9 protein-coding genes, 2 tRNA genes and 3 rRNA genes are annotated in these 17,224 nt (G+C 43.7%); 1 reads left to right on the top strand and 13 read right to left on the bottom strand.

Going from position 1 to position 17,224, the window contains the following annotated elements; genetic code table 11:
- Positions 1-130 precede the first annotated feature (130 nt).
- Positions 131-1,597, bottom strand: a complete 1,467-nt coding sequence (gene guaB, locus MKY11_RS00070; RefSeq protein ID WP_008342039.1) for an IMP dehydrogenase — start codon at positions 1,595-1,597, stop codon at positions 131-133.
- A 121-nt stretch (positions 1,598-1,718) separates the two neighbouring features.
- Here guaB and MKY11_RS00065 point away from each other — a divergent pair, with 121 nt between their 5' ends.
- Positions 1,719-2,687: a YaaC family protein gene (locus tag MKY11_RS00065; RefSeq protein WP_113767306.1), complete on the top strand. Its 969-nt coding sequence runs from the start codon at positions 1,719-1,721 to the stop codon at positions 2,685-2,687.
- 11 nt (positions 2,688-2,698) lie between these two features.
- Here MKY11_RS00065 and rrf read toward each other — a convergent pair.
- The 12 genes from rrf to dnaA all read right to left on the bottom strand — a co-directional run bounded on the left by rrf (position 2,699) and on the right by dnaA (position 17,224).
- Positions 2,699-2,814 (bottom strand): 5S ribosomal RNA (gene rrf / locus MKY11_RS00060).
- 61 nt (positions 2,815-2,875) lie between these two features.
- A 23S ribosomal RNA gene (locus MKY11_RS00055) occupies positions 2,876-5,806 on the bottom strand.
- 98 nt (positions 5,807-5,904) lie between these two features.
- Positions 5,905-5,980, bottom strand: a tRNA-Ala gene (locus MKY11_RS00050).
- 14 nt (positions 5,981-5,994) lie between these two features.
- Positions 5,995-6,071 (bottom strand) — tRNA-Ile (locus MKY11_RS00045).
- Positions 6,072-6,167: 96 nt separating this feature from the next.
- A 16S ribosomal RNA gene (locus MKY11_RS00040) occupies positions 6,168-7,716 on the bottom strand.
- Together the 16S, 23S and 5S rRNA genes with 2 tRNA genes alongside form the textbook arrangement of a ribosomal RNA operon.
- A 364-nt stretch (positions 7,717-8,080) precedes the next feature.
- The gene (gyrA, locus tag MKY11_RS00035; RefSeq protein WP_017359864.1) at positions 8,081-10,585 is read right to left on the bottom strand and encodes a DNA gyrase subunit A; all 2,505 of its coding nucleotides are present in this window, start codon (positions 10,583-10,585) and stop codon (positions 8,081-8,083) included.
- A gap of 233 nt (positions 10,586-10,818) precedes the next feature.
- Complete coding sequence (gene gyrB / locus MKY11_RS00030; RefSeq protein WP_024718422.1) at positions 10,819-12,735, bottom strand: DNA topoisomerase (ATP-hydrolyzing) subunit B; 1,917 nt, start codon at positions 12,733-12,735, stop codon at positions 10,819-10,821.
- Positions 12,736-12,792: 57 nt separating this feature from the next.
- Positions 12,793-13,038: an extracellular matrix/biofilm biosynthesis regulator RemA family protein gene (locus tag MKY11_RS00025; RefSeq protein WP_024718423.1), complete on the bottom strand. Its 246-nt coding sequence runs from the start codon at positions 13,036-13,038 to the stop codon at positions 12,793-12,795.
- Positions 13,039-13,055: 17 nt separating this feature from the next.
- On the bottom strand, positions 13,056-14,168 hold the full coding sequence (recF, locus tag MKY11_RS00020) for a DNA replication/repair protein RecF (protein ID WP_274661068.1): 1,113 nt from the start codon (positions 14,166-14,168) through the stop codon (positions 13,056-13,058).
- A 16-nt stretch (positions 14,169-14,184) separates the two neighbouring features.
- On the bottom strand, positions 14,185-14,400 hold the full coding sequence (gene yaaA, locus MKY11_RS00015) for a S4 domain-containing protein YaaA (RefSeq protein WP_008347598.1): 216 nt from the start codon (positions 14,398-14,400) through the stop codon (positions 14,185-14,187).
- 150 nt (positions 14,401-14,550) lie between these two features.
- Positions 14,551-15,687 (bottom strand): DNA polymerase III subunit beta, encoded by a 1,137-nt coding sequence (gene dnaN, locus MKY11_RS00010; protein ID WP_008347596.1) that lies wholly within the window; start codon positions 15,685-15,687, stop codon positions 14,551-14,553.
- A 196-nt stretch (positions 15,688-15,883) separates the two neighbouring features.
- Positions 15,884-17,224 (bottom strand): chromosomal replication initiator protein DnaA, encoded by a 1,341-nt coding sequence (gene dnaA / locus MKY11_RS00005; RefSeq protein ID WP_008347594.1) that lies wholly within the window; start codon positions 17,222-17,224, stop codon positions 15,884-15,886.

Below are 17,224 nucleotides of genomic sequence, written 5' to 3'. Positions count from 1 at the left end.
ACGTTTTTCATATATATTTAATCCACAAGGGCTTATTTCGACACAACAGTATAAATTTTATCACAATAAAGACAAAAAAAATAGACAGAGTCATAGACCCTGTCAAATGTAATTTGATTGTCACAATTTATCAAGAAATTGTGTAGTTTGGTGATTCTTTTGTAATTTGTACATCATGTGGATGGCTCTCACGAAGACCTGCACCTGTCATGCGAATGAATTGTGCTTCTTCTCTAAGAGTACGTAAGTCCTGTGTTCCACAGTAGCCCATACCAGAGCGAATACCGCCAACAAGTTGGTAAACAGTGTCAACAACTGGTCCTTTATACGGTGTACGTCCTTCGATACCTTCTGGAACGAATTTTTTATTATCTTCTTGGAAGTAACGATCTTTACTTCCTTTTTCCATTGCAGCAACAGAACCCATACCACGATATACTTTGAAACGTCTACCTTGGAAAATTTCTGTTTCTCCTGGGCTTTCAGATGTACCAGCAAGAAGGCTTCCCAGCATAACAGCATGTCCACCAGAAGCTAATGCTTTCACGATATCACCTGAATATTTAATTCCACCATCTGCAATAATAGATTTACCATGCTTTCTTGCTTCTGTTGCACAGTCATAAATCGCTGTGATTTGTGGTACACCGACCCCTGCAACAACACGTGTTGTACAAATCGATCCTGGTCCAATACCCACTTTTACAATATCTGCTCCAGCTTCAAACAATGCTTTTGTTGCTTCAGCTGTTGCAACGTTACCAGCAATGATGTTAAGAGAAGGATACGTTTCACGGATTTTCGATACAGTGTCTAGAACACCTTGAGAATGACCGTGTGCTGTATCAATGACGATCACATCAACATTGGCTTCTACTAATTTTTTCACACGAGTCATTGTATCGCCAGTGACACCTACAGCGGCACCAACAATTAAACGGCCATGTGCATCTTTAGAGGAGTTAGGGAATTCAATCACTTTTTCAATATCTTTGATGGTGATGAGACCTTTTAATGTTCCTTCGTCATCTAAAAGAGGTAATTTTTCAATTTTATATTGCTGAAGGATTTTTTCAGCTTCTTCTAATGTTGTCCCAACAGAAGCTGTCACAAGTTCCTCTTTTGTCATCACGTCGCTAATCTTCATTGAATAATCCGAAATAAAACGAAGGTCACGGTTCGTAATAATCCCAACAAGCTTTTGATCTTGTTCGTTATTAACAATCGGTACACCAGAAATACGATATTTACCCATTAAATGTTCTGCATCGAATACTTGATGATCCGGTGTTAAGAAAAATGGATTTGTAATAACACCACGCTCTGAACGTTTTACTTTGTCCACTTGTTCAGCTTGCTGCTCAATAGACATGTTCTTATGGATGATTCCAAGACCACCTTGACGTGCCATTGCAATCGCCATTTGTGATTCCGTCACAGTATCCATTCCTGCACTAATAATTGGAATGTTCAGCTTTAAAGTGCTTGTTAACTCAACTGATAAATTGACATCACGCGGAAGCACCTCAGACTTTGCTGGAACAAGCAACACATCGTCAAACGTCAAACCTTCTTTTGAAAATTTACTTTCCCACATTAGTAAATCCCCCTCTTTTCGGCAAAATATTATATGTAGATTATCAACTAGGAAACAGCATGTCAAGGAAGCAACAAACAGTTGCAATTTTTAGAAAATATAAAGAGAGTTGAGGAAGAAGATGAAAAGTTCAGGATGGAAGGATTTAAAACGTTTTTACTCACTTGAAACTTCCCAAAAGTTTCTATTTCAACAGTACGAGAAACGGAACATTCAGGAGGCAAACCAGCAGGCCTATAAAAACTGTGAACGATTTATTTACTTTTTAAAGCACGGTCATACATTTTATGACCAAGCCGCATCAGCTCCACTTGAACTAAAACCGATTTTATTGTTTTATGGAATGGCACAGCTGTTAAAGGCATGTTTGCTGACAGTGGATCCCGACTATCCTTCTCAAACCTCTGTCTTAGCTCATGGTGTCACCTCAAGAAAAAGAAAGAAGCAACATTATCGTTTTAGTGAGGATGAAGTCAAGATTCAGCGAAACGGATTATGTATGCATGTATTAAAGCACTTATTTCATTTAAATGGTCTTGAAGATGAACGATTTACGATGATCAATCTCCTTTCAAAAATACCTGAAATGGGTCATATTCTTGAGTTTCAAAAACAGCCCGCGACTTTAGTGAAAGTAGAGCAAGCAAATGGCATATTGATTCAAGATCATATTCCCTTGCTCTATAATATGTCTGCCGAACGTTTTATTGAATATTTTGAGTTCCATACAACTTGGAAGCTTAAGCAACGAGAAGCTAAAAAACTAACATTTGATGTATTTTCAGAAGAAAACCCTGCTCTTGCTACTCATCTTCATTATGATTTAGAAATGAATCAATGGTTCATTCCATCAACGCGAGATGCCTTTTTAGGGATTCCTGAGATCATCAGCCATTACTTGTTAATGTATAATCTCAGTATGATTGCCCGCTACGAAACAGAATGGTGGTACGAGCTTTTATCTCAATACATTAGTGATGATTATGTCATGATTGAACGTTATATGGAGATTGCCGAGGACAAGTTTCCGGCTTATATCATGATGCTGCTAGAAGAAAACACAAAAAAGACCAGTTCCGATTGGAACTGATCCTTTGAAAAGCTTGGCGGCGTCCTACTCTCACAGGGGGAAACCCCCAACTACCATCGGCGCTGAAGAGCTTAACTTCCGTGTTCGGTATGGGAACGGGTGTGACCTCTTCGCTATCGCCACCAAACCTGATGGAGAGAATGTTCTCTCAAAACTAGATAACAATGTTCATTTTTCACATTAGAATATAGGTTAAGTCCTCGATCTATTAGTATCTGTCAGCTCCACGTGTCACCACGCTTCCACCTCAGACCTATCAACCTGATCATCTTTCAGGGATCTTACTTCCTTGCGGAATGGGAAATCTCATCTTGAGGGGGGCTTCATGCTTAGATGCTTTCAGCACTTATCCCGTCCGCACATAGCTACCCAGCGATGCCCTTGGCAGAACAACTGGTACACCAGCGGTGCGTCCATCCCGGTCCTCTCGTACTAAGGACAGCTCCTCTCAAATTTCCTGCGCCCGCGACGGATAGGGACCGAACTGTCTCACGACGTTCTGAACCCAGCTCGCGTACCGCTTTAATGGGCGAACAGCCCAACCCTTGGGACCGACTACAGCCCCAGGATGCGATGAGCCGACATCGAGGTGCCAAACCTCCCCGTCGATGTGGACTCTTGGGGGAGATAAGCCTGTTATCCCCGGGGTAGCTTTTATCCGTTGAGCGATGGCCCTTCCATGCGGAACCACCGGATCACTAAGCCCGACTTTCGTCCCTGCTCGACTTGTAGGTCTCGCAGTCAAGCTCCCTTGTGCCTTTACACTCTGCGAATGATTTCCAACCATTCTGAGGGAACCTTTGGGCGCCTCCGTTACATTTTAGGAGGCGACCGCCCCAGTCAAACTGCCCACCTGACACTGTCTCCCTGCCCGATAAGGGCAGCGGGTTAGAAGGTCAATACAGCCAGGGTAGTATCCCACCGATGCCTCCACCGAAGCTAGCGCTCCGGTTTCCAAGGCTCCTACCTATCCTGTACAAGCTGTACCAACATTCAATATCAGGCTGCAGTAAAGCTCCACGGGGTCTTTCCGTCCTGTCGCGGGTAACCTGCATCTTCACAGGTACTATAATTTCACCGAGTCTCTCGTTGAGACAGTGCCCAGATCGTTGCGCCTTTCGTGCGGGTCGGAACTTACCCGACAAGGAATTTCGCTACCTTAGGACCGTTATAGTTACGGCCGCCGTTTACTGGGGCTTCAATTCGCACCTTCGCTTACGCTAAGCGCTCCTCTTAACCTTCCAGCACCGGGCAGGCGTCAGCCCCTATACTTCGCCTTACGGCTTCGCAGAGACCTGTGTTTTTGCTAAACAGTCGCCTGGGCCTATTCACTGCGGCTTCTCGGGGCTTTAACACCCTAAGAAGCACCCCTTCTCCCGAAGTTACGGGGTCATTTTGCCGAGTTCCTTAACGAGAGTTCTCTCGATCACCTTAGGATTCTCTCCTCGCCTACCTGTGTCGGTTTGCGGTACGGGCACCTCTCACCTCGCTAGAGGCTTTTCTTGGCAGTGTGGAATCAGGAACTTCGCTACTAAATTTCGCTCGCCATCACAGCTCAGCCTTCACGGGAAACGGATTTGCCTATTTCCCAGCCTAACTGCTTGGACGCGGATATCCAATACCGCGCTTACCCTATCCTCCTGCGTCCCCCCATTGCTCAAATGGTGAGGAGGTGGTACAGGAATATCAACCTGTTGTCCATCGCCTACGCCTTTCGGCCTCGGCTTAGGTCCCGACTAACCCTGAGCGGACGAGCCTTCCTCAGGAAACCTTAGGCATTCGGTGGACGGGATTCTCACCCGTCTTTCGCTACTCATACCGGCATTCTCACTTCTAAGCGCTCCACCAGTCCTTCCGGTCTGACTTCACTGCACTTAGAACGCTCTCCTACCACTGTTCGTAAGAACAGTCCGCAGCTTCGGTGATACGTTTAGCCCCGGTACATTTTCGGCGCAGAGTCACTCGACCAGTGAGCTATTACGCACTCTTTAAATGGTGGCTGCTTCTAAGCCAACATCCTGGTTGTCTAAGCAACTCCACATCCTTTTCCACTTAACGTATACTTTGGGACCTTAGCTGGCGGTCTGGGCTGTTTCCCTTTCGACTACGGATCTTATCACTCGCAGTCTGACTCCCAAGGATAAGTCATCGGCATTCGGAGTTTGACTGAATTCGGTAACCCGGTAGGGGCCCCTAGTCCAATCAGTGCTCTACCTCCGAGACTCTTACCTTGAGGCTAGCCCTAAAGCTATTTCGGAGAGAACCAGCTATCTCCAGGTTCGATTGGCATTTCACCCCTACCCACACCTCATCCCCGCACTTTTCAACGTGCGTGGGTTCGGGCCTCCATTCAGTGTTACCTGAACTTCACCCTGGACATGGGTAGATCACCTGGTTTCGGGTCTACGACCACGTACTCATGCGCCCTATTCAGACTCGCTTTCGCTGCGGCTCCGCATCTTCTGCTTAACCTTGCACGGGATCGTAACTCGCCGGTTCATTCTACAAAAGGCACGCCATCACCCGTTAACGGGCTCTGACTACTTGTAGGCACACGGTTTCAGGATCTATTTCACTCCCCTTCCGGGGTGCTTTTCACCTTTCCCTCACGGTACTGGTTCACTATCGGTCACTAGGGAGTATTTAGCCTTGGGAGATGGTCCTCCCGGATTCCGACGGAATTTCACGTGTTCCGCCGTACTCAGGATCCACTCTGGAGAGAACAACATTTCAGTTACAGGGCTGTTACCTTCTTTGGCGGGCCTTTCCAGACCTCTTCGCTTATATCGTTCCTTTGTAACTCCGTATAGAGTGTCCTACAACCCCAAGAGGCAAGCCTCTTGGTTTGGGCTGTTCCCGTTTCGCTCGCCGCTACTCAGGGAATCGCATTTGCTTTCTCTTCCTCCGGGTACTTAGATGTTTCAGTTCCCCGGGTATGCCTTCTCATACTCTATGTATTCAAGTATGGATACTACTCCATTACGAGCAGTGGGTTTCCCCATTCGGAAATCTCCGGATCAAAGCTTGCTTACAGCTCCCCGAAGCATATCGGTGTTCGTCCCGTCCTTCATCGGCTCCTAGTGCCAAGGCATCCACCGTGCGCCCTTTCTAACTTAACCATTTCTTACTTTAGAAAGAATCACTATGTGTGATGAACTTTGCATTGCATTCAATGTGAATGTATTACTTATTGTTATCTAGTTTTCAAAGAACACGTTGGTGGAGCCTAGCGGGATCGAACCGCTGACCTCCTGCGTGCAAGGCAGGCGCTCTCCCAGCTGAGCTAAGGCCCCGATTTAATAGAAGATGGTGGGCCTGAGTGGACTCGAACCACCGACCTCACGCTTATCAGGCGTGCGCTCTAACCAGCTGAGCTACAGGCCCATCTTTCATATCGAAGATATGATGTTGTAGGATCTTTTGCAAGTTCCTTCAAAACTAAACAAGACGAAAAACGTACGCTGCTCCATATATCCTTAGAAAGGAGGTGATCCAGCCGCACCTTCCGATACGGCTACCTTGTTACGACTTCACCCCAATCATCTGCCCCACCTTCGGCGGCTGGCTCCATAAAGGTTACCTCACCGACTTCGGGTGTTGCAAACTCTCGTGGTGTGACGGGCGGTGTGTACAAGGCCCGGGAACGTATTCACCGCGGCATGCTGATCCGCGATTACTAGCGATTCCAGCTTCACGCAGTCGAGTTGCAGACTGCGATCCGAACTGAGAACAGATTTGTGGGATTGGCTAAACCTTGCGGTCTCGCAGCCCTTTGTTCTGTCCATTGTAGCACGTGTGTAGCCCAGGTCATAAGGGGCATGATGATTTGACGTCATCCCCACCTTCCTCCGGTTTGTCACCGGCAGTCACCTTAGAGTGCCCAACTGAATGCTGGCAACTAAGATCAAGGGTTGCGCTCGTTGCGGGACTTAACCCAACATCTCACGACACGAGCTGACGACAACCATGCACCACCTGTCACTCTGTCCCCGAAGGGAAAGCCCTATCTCTAGGGTTGTCAGAGGATGTCAAGACCTGGTAAGGTTCTTCGCGTTGCTTCGAATTAAACCACATGCTCCACCGCTTGTGCGGGCCCCCGTCAATTCCTTTGAGTTTCAGTCTTGCGACCGTACTCCCCAGGCGGAGTGCTTAATGCGTTAGCTGCAGCACTAAGGGGCGGAAACCCCCTAACACTTAGCACTCATCGTTTACGGCGTGGACTACCAGGGTATCTAATCCTGTTCGCTCCCCACGCTTTCGCTCCTCAGCGTCAGTTACAGACCAGAGAGTCGCCTTCGCCACTGGTGTTCCTCCACATCTCTACGCATTTCACCGCTACACGTGGAATTCCACTCTCCTCTTCTGCACTCAAGTTTCCCAGTTTCCAATGACCCTCCCCGGTTGAGCCGGGGGCTTTCACATCAGACTTAAGAAACCGCCTGCGAGCCCTTTACGCCCAATAATTCCGGACAACGCTTGCCACCTACGTATTACCGCGGCTGCTGGCACGTAGTTAGCCGTGGCTTTCTGGTTAGGTACCGTCAAGGTGCAAGCAGTTACTCTTGCACTTGTTCTTCCCTAACAACAGAGCTTTACGATCCGAAAACCTTCATCACTCACGCGGCGTTGCTCCGTCAGACTTTCGTCCATTGCGGAAGATTCCCTACTGCTGCCTCCCGTAGGAGTCTGGGCCGTGTCTCAGTCCCAGTGTGGCCGATCACCCTCTCAGGTCGGCTACGCATCGTCGCCTTGGTGAGCCGTTACCTCACCAACTAGCTAATGCGCCGCGGGTCCATCTGTAAGTGACAGCCGAAACCGTCTTTCATCCTTGAACCATGCGGTTCAAGGAACTATCCGGTATTAGCTCCGGTTTCCCGGAGTTATCCCAGTCTTACAGGCAGGTTACCCACGTGTTACTCACCCGTCCGCCGCTAACATCCGGGAGCAAGCTCCCTTCTGTCCGCTCGACTTGCATGTATTAGGCACGCCGCCAGCGTTCGTCCTGAGCCAGGATCAAACTCTCCGAAAAAGTACAAAACCGAAGTTTTGCTTTTCGCCAGTTTGACTGACTACCTATGATGTATCATAGGATTTTTTTATAAAAACTCGAATTAACAGGTACGTTTTGTCTTGTTTAGTTTTCAAAGAACTTGTTTGTCACTCTCTCAAAGCGACCACTTAAATATATCATATATCTCTATCAATAGTCAACATTTTTCTTGAAAAACATTTTATTTTTTTAAGAAGTTTTTGTTATGAAAGAGATAAAAAATAGAGCCTCTTTTTGCTCCTTTGAAAGATTAACACATATCTATGAAAAAAGCATTATAAACTTCAAAAAAAATCATGTTTTTTCAAAAAAAAATAAAGCCGGTGAAAAACCGGCTTTATCTTTACTCAGATTGCTCTTGATCTGACTCTACATTTTCTACGTTTTCTTCACTATTCTCTTCATCGTCTTCTGGTGATTGTTCTACTAATGCCACTGTAGCGACATGTTCATCATCACCTAGACGGATCAGACGGACACCTTGAGTGACTCGGCCTGTTGTGGAGATATCTGAAACAGCCATACGGATGATGACACCACTACCTGTAATAATCATCAAGTCTTCTTCAGCTTCAGCGTTAGTCGCCTTCACTGCAACAAGCGGACCGTTGTTGTCAGTGATCTTGCACGTTTTCAGACCTTTACCACCACGGCTTTGGACACGATATTCTTTTTCAGGCGTTAATTTACCATAACCTTTTTCAGTTACGATCAATACATTTGCATCTGGCTCAAGGATTTCCATTCCAACGACGATGTCATCCTCAGAAAGTGTGATCCCTTTAACTCCAGCTGCTGTACGTCCCATTTCACGAACATCTGTCTCGTCGAAACGAATGAGCATTCCTTTTTTCGTTCCGATGATGATTTGTTTTTCACCATTGGTTAAACGAACAGCCATCAATTCATCTTCATCACGCAGGCTGAGTGCAATCAAACCGTTGTTACGGATGTTTGCAAATTGAGACAATGACGTTCGTTTCGATACACCGTGTCTTGTTGTAAAGAAGAGATACGAATCTTCATCAAATTCGCTGACTGGAATAATGGCGTTTATCCACTCTCCCTTTTCTACTTCAAGAAGGTTAATAATCGGAATCCCTTTCGCTGTTCGTCCGAATTCAGGGATCTCATAGCCCTTCGCTCGATAGACCTTCCCTTTATTAGAGAAGAAGAGAATCGTATCGTGCGTAGATGTTGAGATCAGCTGTTCAACGAAATCATCTTCGTTGGTTCCCATTCCTTGTACACCTTTACCGCCTCTTTTTTGACTGCGGTATGTTGATGCAGGCAGGCGCTTAATATAACCATTATGAGTCAGTGTGATCACAATATTTTCAACAGGAATCAAATCTTCGTCTTCGATTGTTTCTATACCCGCTGTCACAATTTCTGTGCGGCGCGTATCATTGAAGCGTTCTTTGATTTCTGTTAATTCTTCTCTAATGATTTCTAGAACTTTCTCATTGTCTGCTAGAATGGCTTTCAATTCAGCAATCAATTCAACAAGCCCTTTGTATTCATCTTCTATTTTCTCTCTTTCTAAACCAGTCAAACGCTGGAGTCGCATATCGAGAATGGCCTGTGCTTGTTTTTCAGACAAGCTATAGTTTTCCATCAAACCATTTCTTGCAATTTCAGCAGTTTGAGAGCCTCTAATTAAGGCAATGACCTCATCTAAGTGATCAAGCGCAATTCTTAAGCCTTCTAAAATATGAGCTCTTGCTTCCGCTTTACGCAATTCATACGCCGTTCTTCGACGAATGATCACTTTCTGATGCTCAAGGTAATATTCAAGACATTGTTTGAGAGACAACACTTTCGGCTGTCCATCAACAAGTGCAAGCAAGTTAATACCGAAGGACGTTTGAAGTGTCGTTTGTTTATAAAGATTGTTTAATAGAACATGGACGTTTGCGTCTCTTCGTAGTTCAATGACAATTCTCATTCCATTACGGTCAGATTCATCACGAAGATCTGTAATGCCATCAATCTTTTTATCACGGACAAGGTCAGCGATTTTTTCGATCAAACGAGCTTTGTTAACCTGGTAAGGAATCTCATTGATGATAATGCGCTGCTTACCACTAGATGTTTCTTCGATATTTGACTTTGCACGTAATGTAATAGAGCCGCGTCCTGTTTCATACGCTTTACGAATACCGCTTCGGCCAATGATTTGTCCCGCAGTTGGGAAGTCTGGACCTGGAATGATGTCCATTAGTTCCTGTGTCGTCATTTCAGGATTTTGACTAATTGCCAATACCCCATCAATCACTTCACCTAGTTGGTGAGGCGGGATATTCGTTGCCATCCCTACAGCAATTCCAGTTGCCCCGTTCACTAATAAGTTCGGGAACCTAGCAGGCATAACGACTGGCTCTCTTTCACTGCCATCGTAGTTATCTTGATAATCAATGGTGTCCTTTGTGATATCACGCAGGATCTCCATCGAAATTTTAGAAAGACGTGCCTCGGTATAACGCATGGCTGCTGCACCGTCTCCATCGACAGAACCAAAGTTCCCGTGCCCTTCAACCAGCATATTACGATAGTTGAAATCTTGCGCCATCCGAACCATCGCTTCATATACAGCGCTATCACCGTGAGGGTGGTACTTACCGATAACTTCCCCAACGATACGTGCAGATTTCTTAAATGGTTTATCACTTGTCATACCTAGGTCATTCATCGCATACAAAATTCTTCGATGCACGGGCTTCAATCCGTCTCGCACATCTGGTAATGCACGCGAAACAATAACACTCATTGCATAATCTAAAAAGGACGTACGCATTTCATGGCTAATATTCACTTCGCGTACATTTGGTGTATGTTGTTCACTCACTATAAGAACCTCCCTTTACGTATCACATGAAATAAATTATGTGGGAGTAAAATATGTATTTATCTTCACAAGACTATTCTCCATTATATCAATAATCTTGCCTTTATACACATTTATTTACTAGAAAATCAACGAAACGTAGAAAACCAGGACATTCGTTTCACGCCCCTGTTTCTTGAAAAACAACCTTATTCCAAACAAGAAATAAGGTTGCTCTCAAGGGGGATACCTATCTAAATATCAAGATTTTTTACGTATTGTGCATTTTCTTCGATAAAGTTACGTCTCGGCTCTACTTTATCTCCCATTAGCATTTCAAAAGTCTCATCAGCATCGATTGCATCCTCAAGTGTCACTTGAAGAAGTGTTCTCGCATCAGGATCCATTGTTGTTTCCCAAAGCTGAGTAGCATTCATCTCTCCAAGACCTTTATAACGCTGAAGTCCAGGTTTCGGTGTTTGAGGCAGTGTTTTTAACAGTTCATCTAGCTGTTTATCGTTATACACGTATTCAACACGCTTTCCTTGCTGCACTTTATATAAAGGCGGCTGTGCAATATACACATAACCGTTTTCAATGATTTCACGCATGTAGCGATAGAAGAATGTTAGGAGTAGCGTTCGAATATGCGCTCCATCAACATCAGCATCAGTCATGATCACAATTTTGTGATAACGTGCTTTCTCTAAAGTGAAGTCTTCTCCGATTCCAGTCCCTAGCGCTGTAATCATTGAACGAACCTCGTTGTTAGATAAAATTTTATCTAGTCGTGCTTTTTCAACGTTTAGGATCTTCCCTCTTAACGGTAAGATCGCTTGGAAATGTCGATCACGACCTTGCTTAGCAGATCCGCCCGCAGAATCTCCCTCTACGATATAAAGCTCAGAGATGGAAGGATCTTTAGAAGAACAGTCTGCCAGTTTCCCAGGCAAGCTAGAGACTTCCAGTGCACTTTTACGTCTTGTCAGCTCACGTGCCTTTTTGGCAGCCATTCTTGCACGAGCTGCCATCACACCTTTCTCCACAATTTTCTTTGCAGCATCAGGGTTCTCTAAGAGGAATTTCTCAAGTGCTTCGGAGAAGAGGGAGTCGGTAATGGTTCTTGCTTCTGAGTTACCGAGCTTTGTCTTTGTTTGTCCTTCGAATTGAGGGTCTGGATGTTTGATAGAGATAATGGCTGTTAAGCCTTCTCGTACATCTTCACCGCTCAAATTCGAGTCACCATCTTTGAATACGCCATTTTTACGAGCATAATCATTGATGACACGCGTCAGACCTGTTTTAAAGCCTGCTTCATGTGTTCCGCCTTCATACGTGTTGATATTGTTGGCGAAAGAATAAATATTGCTTGTATAGGAATCGTTGTATTGCAGTGCAACTTCAACGGTGATTCCGTCTTTTTCACCCTCGATGTAAACAGGTTCTTCATGAACGACTTCCTTCGAGCGATTCAAATGTTCTACATAGCTCTTAATACCGCCTTCATAGCAGTATTCGTTTCTTCGCTCTTTACCTTCACGTAAGTCTTCAATGATGATGTTGACGCCTTTTGTTAAGAAAGCTAACTCACGTACACGGTTAGCAAGTGTGTCGTAATCAAATTCAATGGTTTCAGTGAAAATTTCTGGATCTGGCACAAAATGAGTGGTTGTCCCTGTTACATCTGTTTCACCAATGATCTCTAAATCTCCAACTGGAACACCGCGTTTGAATTGTTGATAATGAATTTTCCCATCACGGTATACGGTCACGTCTAAGGTCGTAGATAACGCATTAACAACAGATGCCCCTACACCATGCAGACCGCCAGATACTTTATAACCGCTGCCGTCAAATTTACCACCAGCGTGAAGAACAGTCATAATAACCTCTACAGCAGGACGTCCCATTTTCTCATGAATCCCAACAGGAATTCCGCGACCGTTATCTTTCACTGTGATGCTATTATCTTTTTCAATTTGCACTGTAATGTCTGTACAATAACCAGCTAAAGCCTCATCAATACTGTTGTCGACAATTTCCCATACAAGATGGTGAAGTCCTTTTGCACTGGTTGACCCAATGTACATTCCTGGACGTTTTCTAACCGCTTCTAGTCCTTCGAGCACCTGTATCTGATTTTCATCATAACTATTATGTTGCTGTTCCATTGCCACGTACATTCACCTACACTTTTCTTAAACGATATATTTATATGAATTGAGCTTTTAGACTTCAATTTCAATCACAAATGAAGCACGTTTTTTGAGCGTGCTTGAGGAAAGAGGAGAGTAATAAACAGATTTAGTTGTGACGACGATGGATTTGGGTGTCCCCTGTGACAACGAAATGATTTGTTCTTCTTGTTTTTGAAGAAATTCCTCTACAACAGAAGATGACCTCATTTTGTAATCAACAATTGCGACAATCTCTCGTGTAGAAACAACACAATCATCACCTAAATGAATATACAAGACCCACACCTCATTTATCAGTCAATTACTTTTCCACTGGCTACTCTGAAAATTTCCGCTTCTTTCAAGGTGGCGTGATCGATGCCTTCAACACTTGTTGTGGTGACGAAGGTCTGTACACGTCCCTGAATGGTATGGAGCAAATGAGACTGTCTGTAATCATCAAGTTCAGATAAAACATCATCGAGTAGAAGAATTGGGTATTCACCGATTTCTTCATGAATCAGATCAATTTCTGCCAGCTTTAGTGAAAGAGCTGTTGTTCTTTGCTGCCCTTGAGAGCCATATGTCTGAACATCCCGACCATTCACAAAGAAAAGAAGATCATCTCTGTGAGGCCCCCATAGCGTCACCCCTCGGTCTATTTCTCTGTCTCTTAGTTTCTGAAACGATTCTTCATAGCTATTTTTTATTTTCGACAAGTCTGACGCTTCTGATACCTCTATGGCCGTCTGGTATTGGAGCGTGAGCGTTTCCAGCTCTCTTGAAATCCCAAAATGCAGCGGCTGCGCCCATTTTTCGAGCTGTTTCGTAAAAGTCAGTCGTCTTTTGACAACCTTCGCTGCCGCATCAATCAACTGCTCTGTTAAAATCTCCAGCATCGCTTGATCCGTTTGCTTTCTTGTTTGCAGTTGTTTCAAGTAATGATTCCGCTGAGAGAGAATTTTTTGATAGAGCGATAAATCATGCAAGTAGACAGCAGACACTTGTCCAATCTCCATGTCGAGGAATCTTCTGCGGATTTGCGGGCTACCTTTCACAAGGCTGAGATCCTCTGGTGCAAACATGATGGTGTTCAAGGCACCAACATAATGACTGAGTTTCTGTTGTTCAATGTGATTGACCTTGCCCTTTTTTCCTTTTTTTGAGATCACGAGCTGCATGGGGAGTGGACCATTTTTTTTGATGACTCTACCTTCTATTTTAGCATAGTCTTCGTCCCATCGGATAAGTTCTTTATCATTTGACGTACGATGAGACTTTGCCATCGACAATACATAGATCGCTTCCATCAGGTTCGTTTTACCTTGGGCGTTCTCACCAATCATCACATTCACCTTATTGTCGAATTGAAGCTCGGTGTGTTCATAGTTTCGGTATGAAGTTAACGCCAGACTTTGAATGTACATGTATTGTCACCCGTTTCTAATTCACAACTTGAAATGTGCCGTGACCTTCTATCTCGACAACATCACCTGGGTATAATTTGCGTCCCCGTCTATTATCTGGCTCTTGGTTGATGAACACCTCATGTTCACTTAAAAACCACTTCGCCATTCCACCAGATTGAATGACTTCCGCTAATTTCAAAAACTGCCCTAATGTAATCATTTCTGTTTCAATCGTTATCAGATTAGGCATTGTATCGACCTCTTTCAATATCACTAATATCTAATTGTACTAAAAAACAAGACAAGAAGGAAAGGGGGAAAGCGAACTGGGATGAAAGAAAGCTGAGGAAACGAGGAAAAAAGCTGCTGTGCGCTCACACAGCAGCCATTTTAGACCAAATTAATACGTTCTAACTGGAAGAATCAATTGCAAAATGGAATCATCATTTGGCGTGCGTAATAGGAATGGTCTCATTGCGCCAGTGAAACTGACATGAATCTCTGTTCCCTCTAATACTTTTAAAGCATCAAGCATATATTTCGGACTGAAAGAGATTTTGAGATCCTCCCCTTTAATGTCATCTGCTTGCACCGTTTCAACTACTTTACCGATTTCAGGCGAATTAGAAGAGATTTCAAGGCTTTGCGCAGGATCAGCAGAAAGCTTCACAACGTTGTTACGCCCTTCTCTTGCTAAAAGTGACGCGCGATCAATCGCTTGAAGGAATTCTTTCGTATTCACCACTACATCCGTTTTACTTTCTTGCGGAATGAGGCGAGCTGTATCTGGGTAATTACCATCCAGCAATCTTGAGAAGAATAGCACGTTCTGTGCTTTAAAGAGAACCTGTGTCTCCGTAATGACGATGCTCACAAGATCTTGTCCATCATCAAGAATTTTACTTAGCTCTGTTAAACTCTTTCCTGGAATGACAACATTGTACGAGCTTTCCTCGTTAATATCCAACTTCGCTTTTCTTAAAGCAAGACGATGGCTATCCGTTGCTGTGCATATTAATTCACCTTTTTCAACCTTCCAGTTTACACCTGTCAAGATAGGTCGTGTTTCTGAGGTGGACACTGCGAAAACCGTTTGACGGATAAGGTTTTTAAGCAAATCTGTTGGAATTTGAAAAGCATGATGTTCTTCAATTTGTGGCAGATGCGGATATTCTTCAGCATCTAAGCCGTTTAAATTAAATTCTGCTGAACCAGAGCGGATGATGGTCAGATGATTTTGTTCTACCTCAATTTCGACAGTAGACATAGGCAGTTTCTTAACGATTTCGCTAAAGAAGCGTGCTTGCAGCACAATACTTCCTGGTCGATCAATTGTAATGACTTCTAAATCTCCATCTCTTTGAGGAATAAAAGATTCGATTGAGATATCAGAATCGCTCCCTGTGAGAGAAACTCCTTCATCAGATGCAACAATTTTAATCCCTGTCAAAATAGGAATCGTTGTTCTAGAGGATACGGCCTTTAATACATCTTGGACACTTTCAACAAGACGATCTTTTTGAATCGTGAATTTCATAGTGGTCCTCCTAATTTTTCTTAATGACATGTATATATATTTATTTAATAAAAATCGTAGAAGTACTAGTAGGGCTTGTGAATATGTGGATAAGTCAGTAGAAAGAAAGGAAAGACAGCCTATCCACATGTGGACAGACTGTGTATGACTATGCTCTAGTTATTCACATTTTCCCGTACTTATCTTATCAGCTTGATTATTTTAGTTGTTCTTTGATCTCTTTGACATGCTGCTGAAGCTGTTCATCTTCAACGATTAATTTTGAAATTTTCTCATGAGCATGAATGACGGTCGTATGATCTCGTCCACCAAATTCTTCTCCGATTTTAGGTAGAGAGGAATCTGTCATTTCTCTAGAGAGATACATCGCAATTTGTCTTGGATAAGCAACTGATTTCGTACGTTTCTTCGCTTTGAAATCTTCTAATCGAATATTAAATTGCTGCCCTACAATTCTTTGAATATCTTTAATTGTAATCACCTTAGGTTTTGATGAAGGAATGATGTCCTTTAGGGCTTCAGCTGCTAGATCTGCATTGATGTCTTTATTAATTAAAGAAGAGTAAGCAACAACACGAATCAAAGCACCTTCCAGTTCCCGAATGTTGCTGTCGATTTGATTGGCAATATAAAGCATGACTTCATTCGGAATGTCTAAACCTTCTGCTTTTGCTTTTTTACGTAAGATCGCAATACGCGTTTCTAGATCTGGCGGGGTAATGTCTGTAATTAAGCCCCATTCGAATCGAGAGCGTAATCTGTCTTCAAGTGTCGGAATTTCCTTTGGCGGCCGGTCACTAGAAATGACGATTTGCTTACTTTCTTCGTGAAGTGTGTTGAATGTATGGAAAAACTCTTCTTGTGTTTGTTCTTTTCCTGCTAAAAATTGAATATCATCTATCAAAAGCACATCTACATTCCGATAGCGATTACGGAAATCGACTGCTTTGTTGTCCCGGATTGAGTTGATAAATTCATTTGTAAATTTTTCAGATGATAGATAGACCACTTTTGCTGATGGATTATGGTCGATGACGTAATGACCGATCGCATGCATTAAGTGAGTCTTTCCTAAACCAACGCCCCCATAAATAAAAAGCGGGTTATATGCTTTTGCTGGTGCTTCTGCGACTGCAAGTGAAGCTGCATGAGCAAAACGGTTGCCTGAACCAATAACAAAAGTATCAAATGTATATTTTGGATTCAGCATATTTTGTGGAATTTCAACGGGTTCTTCTTTCGACATTTTTTTGATTGGAGATTTTGGCATGGCTTCCTCTTCGTCCTGATTTTGAGGAATGATAAATTTGATGCTGAGCTCTTCGCCTGTCAGTTCATAGATGGTATCTGCAATTAAGTGAAGGTATCTTGACTCGAGCCAGTCCCTCGCAAATTCATTAGGTGCAGTAATAGTCAGCGTATCTCCTTGAAGAGAATGGGCTTTAGTGGACTTCATCCATGTTTCAAAACTAGGTTTGCTCAATTTTGTCTCTATTTTTTGAAGTGCTTTATTCCACAGATCCAAAATATTTTCCAT

This window comes from Bacillus sp. FSL W7-1085 (genome assembly GCF_038595035.1).
Taxonomy (GTDB): Bacteria; Bacillota; Bacilli; order Bacillales; family Bacillaceae; genus Bacillus; species Bacillus altitudinis.
This window is presented reverse-complemented; position numbering and strand designations above follow the sequence as displayed.

Excerpts from the sequence above, each read along its gene's own strand:
- guaB (WP_008342039.1), bottom strand. The coding sequence starts at position 1,597 with ATGTGGGAAAGTAAATTTTCAAAAGAAGGTTTGACGTTTGACGATGTG.
- MKY11_RS00065 (WP_113767306.1), top strand. The coding sequence starts at position 1,719 with ATGAAAAGTTCAGGATGGAAGGATTTAAAACGTTTTTACTCACTTGAA.
- gyrB (WP_024718422.1), bottom strand. The coding sequence starts at position 12,735 with ATGGAACAGCAACATAATAGTTATGATGAAAATCAGATACAGGTGCTC.
- recF (WP_274661068.1), bottom strand. The coding sequence starts at position 14,168 with ATGTACATTCAAAGTCTGGCGTTAACTTCATACCGAAACTATGAACAC.
- yaaA (WP_008347598.1), bottom strand. The coding sequence starts at position 14,400 with ATGCCTAATCTGATAACGATTGAAACAGAAATGATTACATTAGGGCAG.
- dnaN (WP_008347596.1), bottom strand. The coding sequence starts at position 15,687 with ATGAAATTCACGATTCAAAAAGATCGTCTTGTTGAAAGTGTCCAAGAT.
- dnaA (WP_008347594.1), bottom strand. The coding sequence starts at position 17,224 with ATGGAAAATATTTTGGATCTGTGGAATAAAGCACTTCAAAAAATAGAG.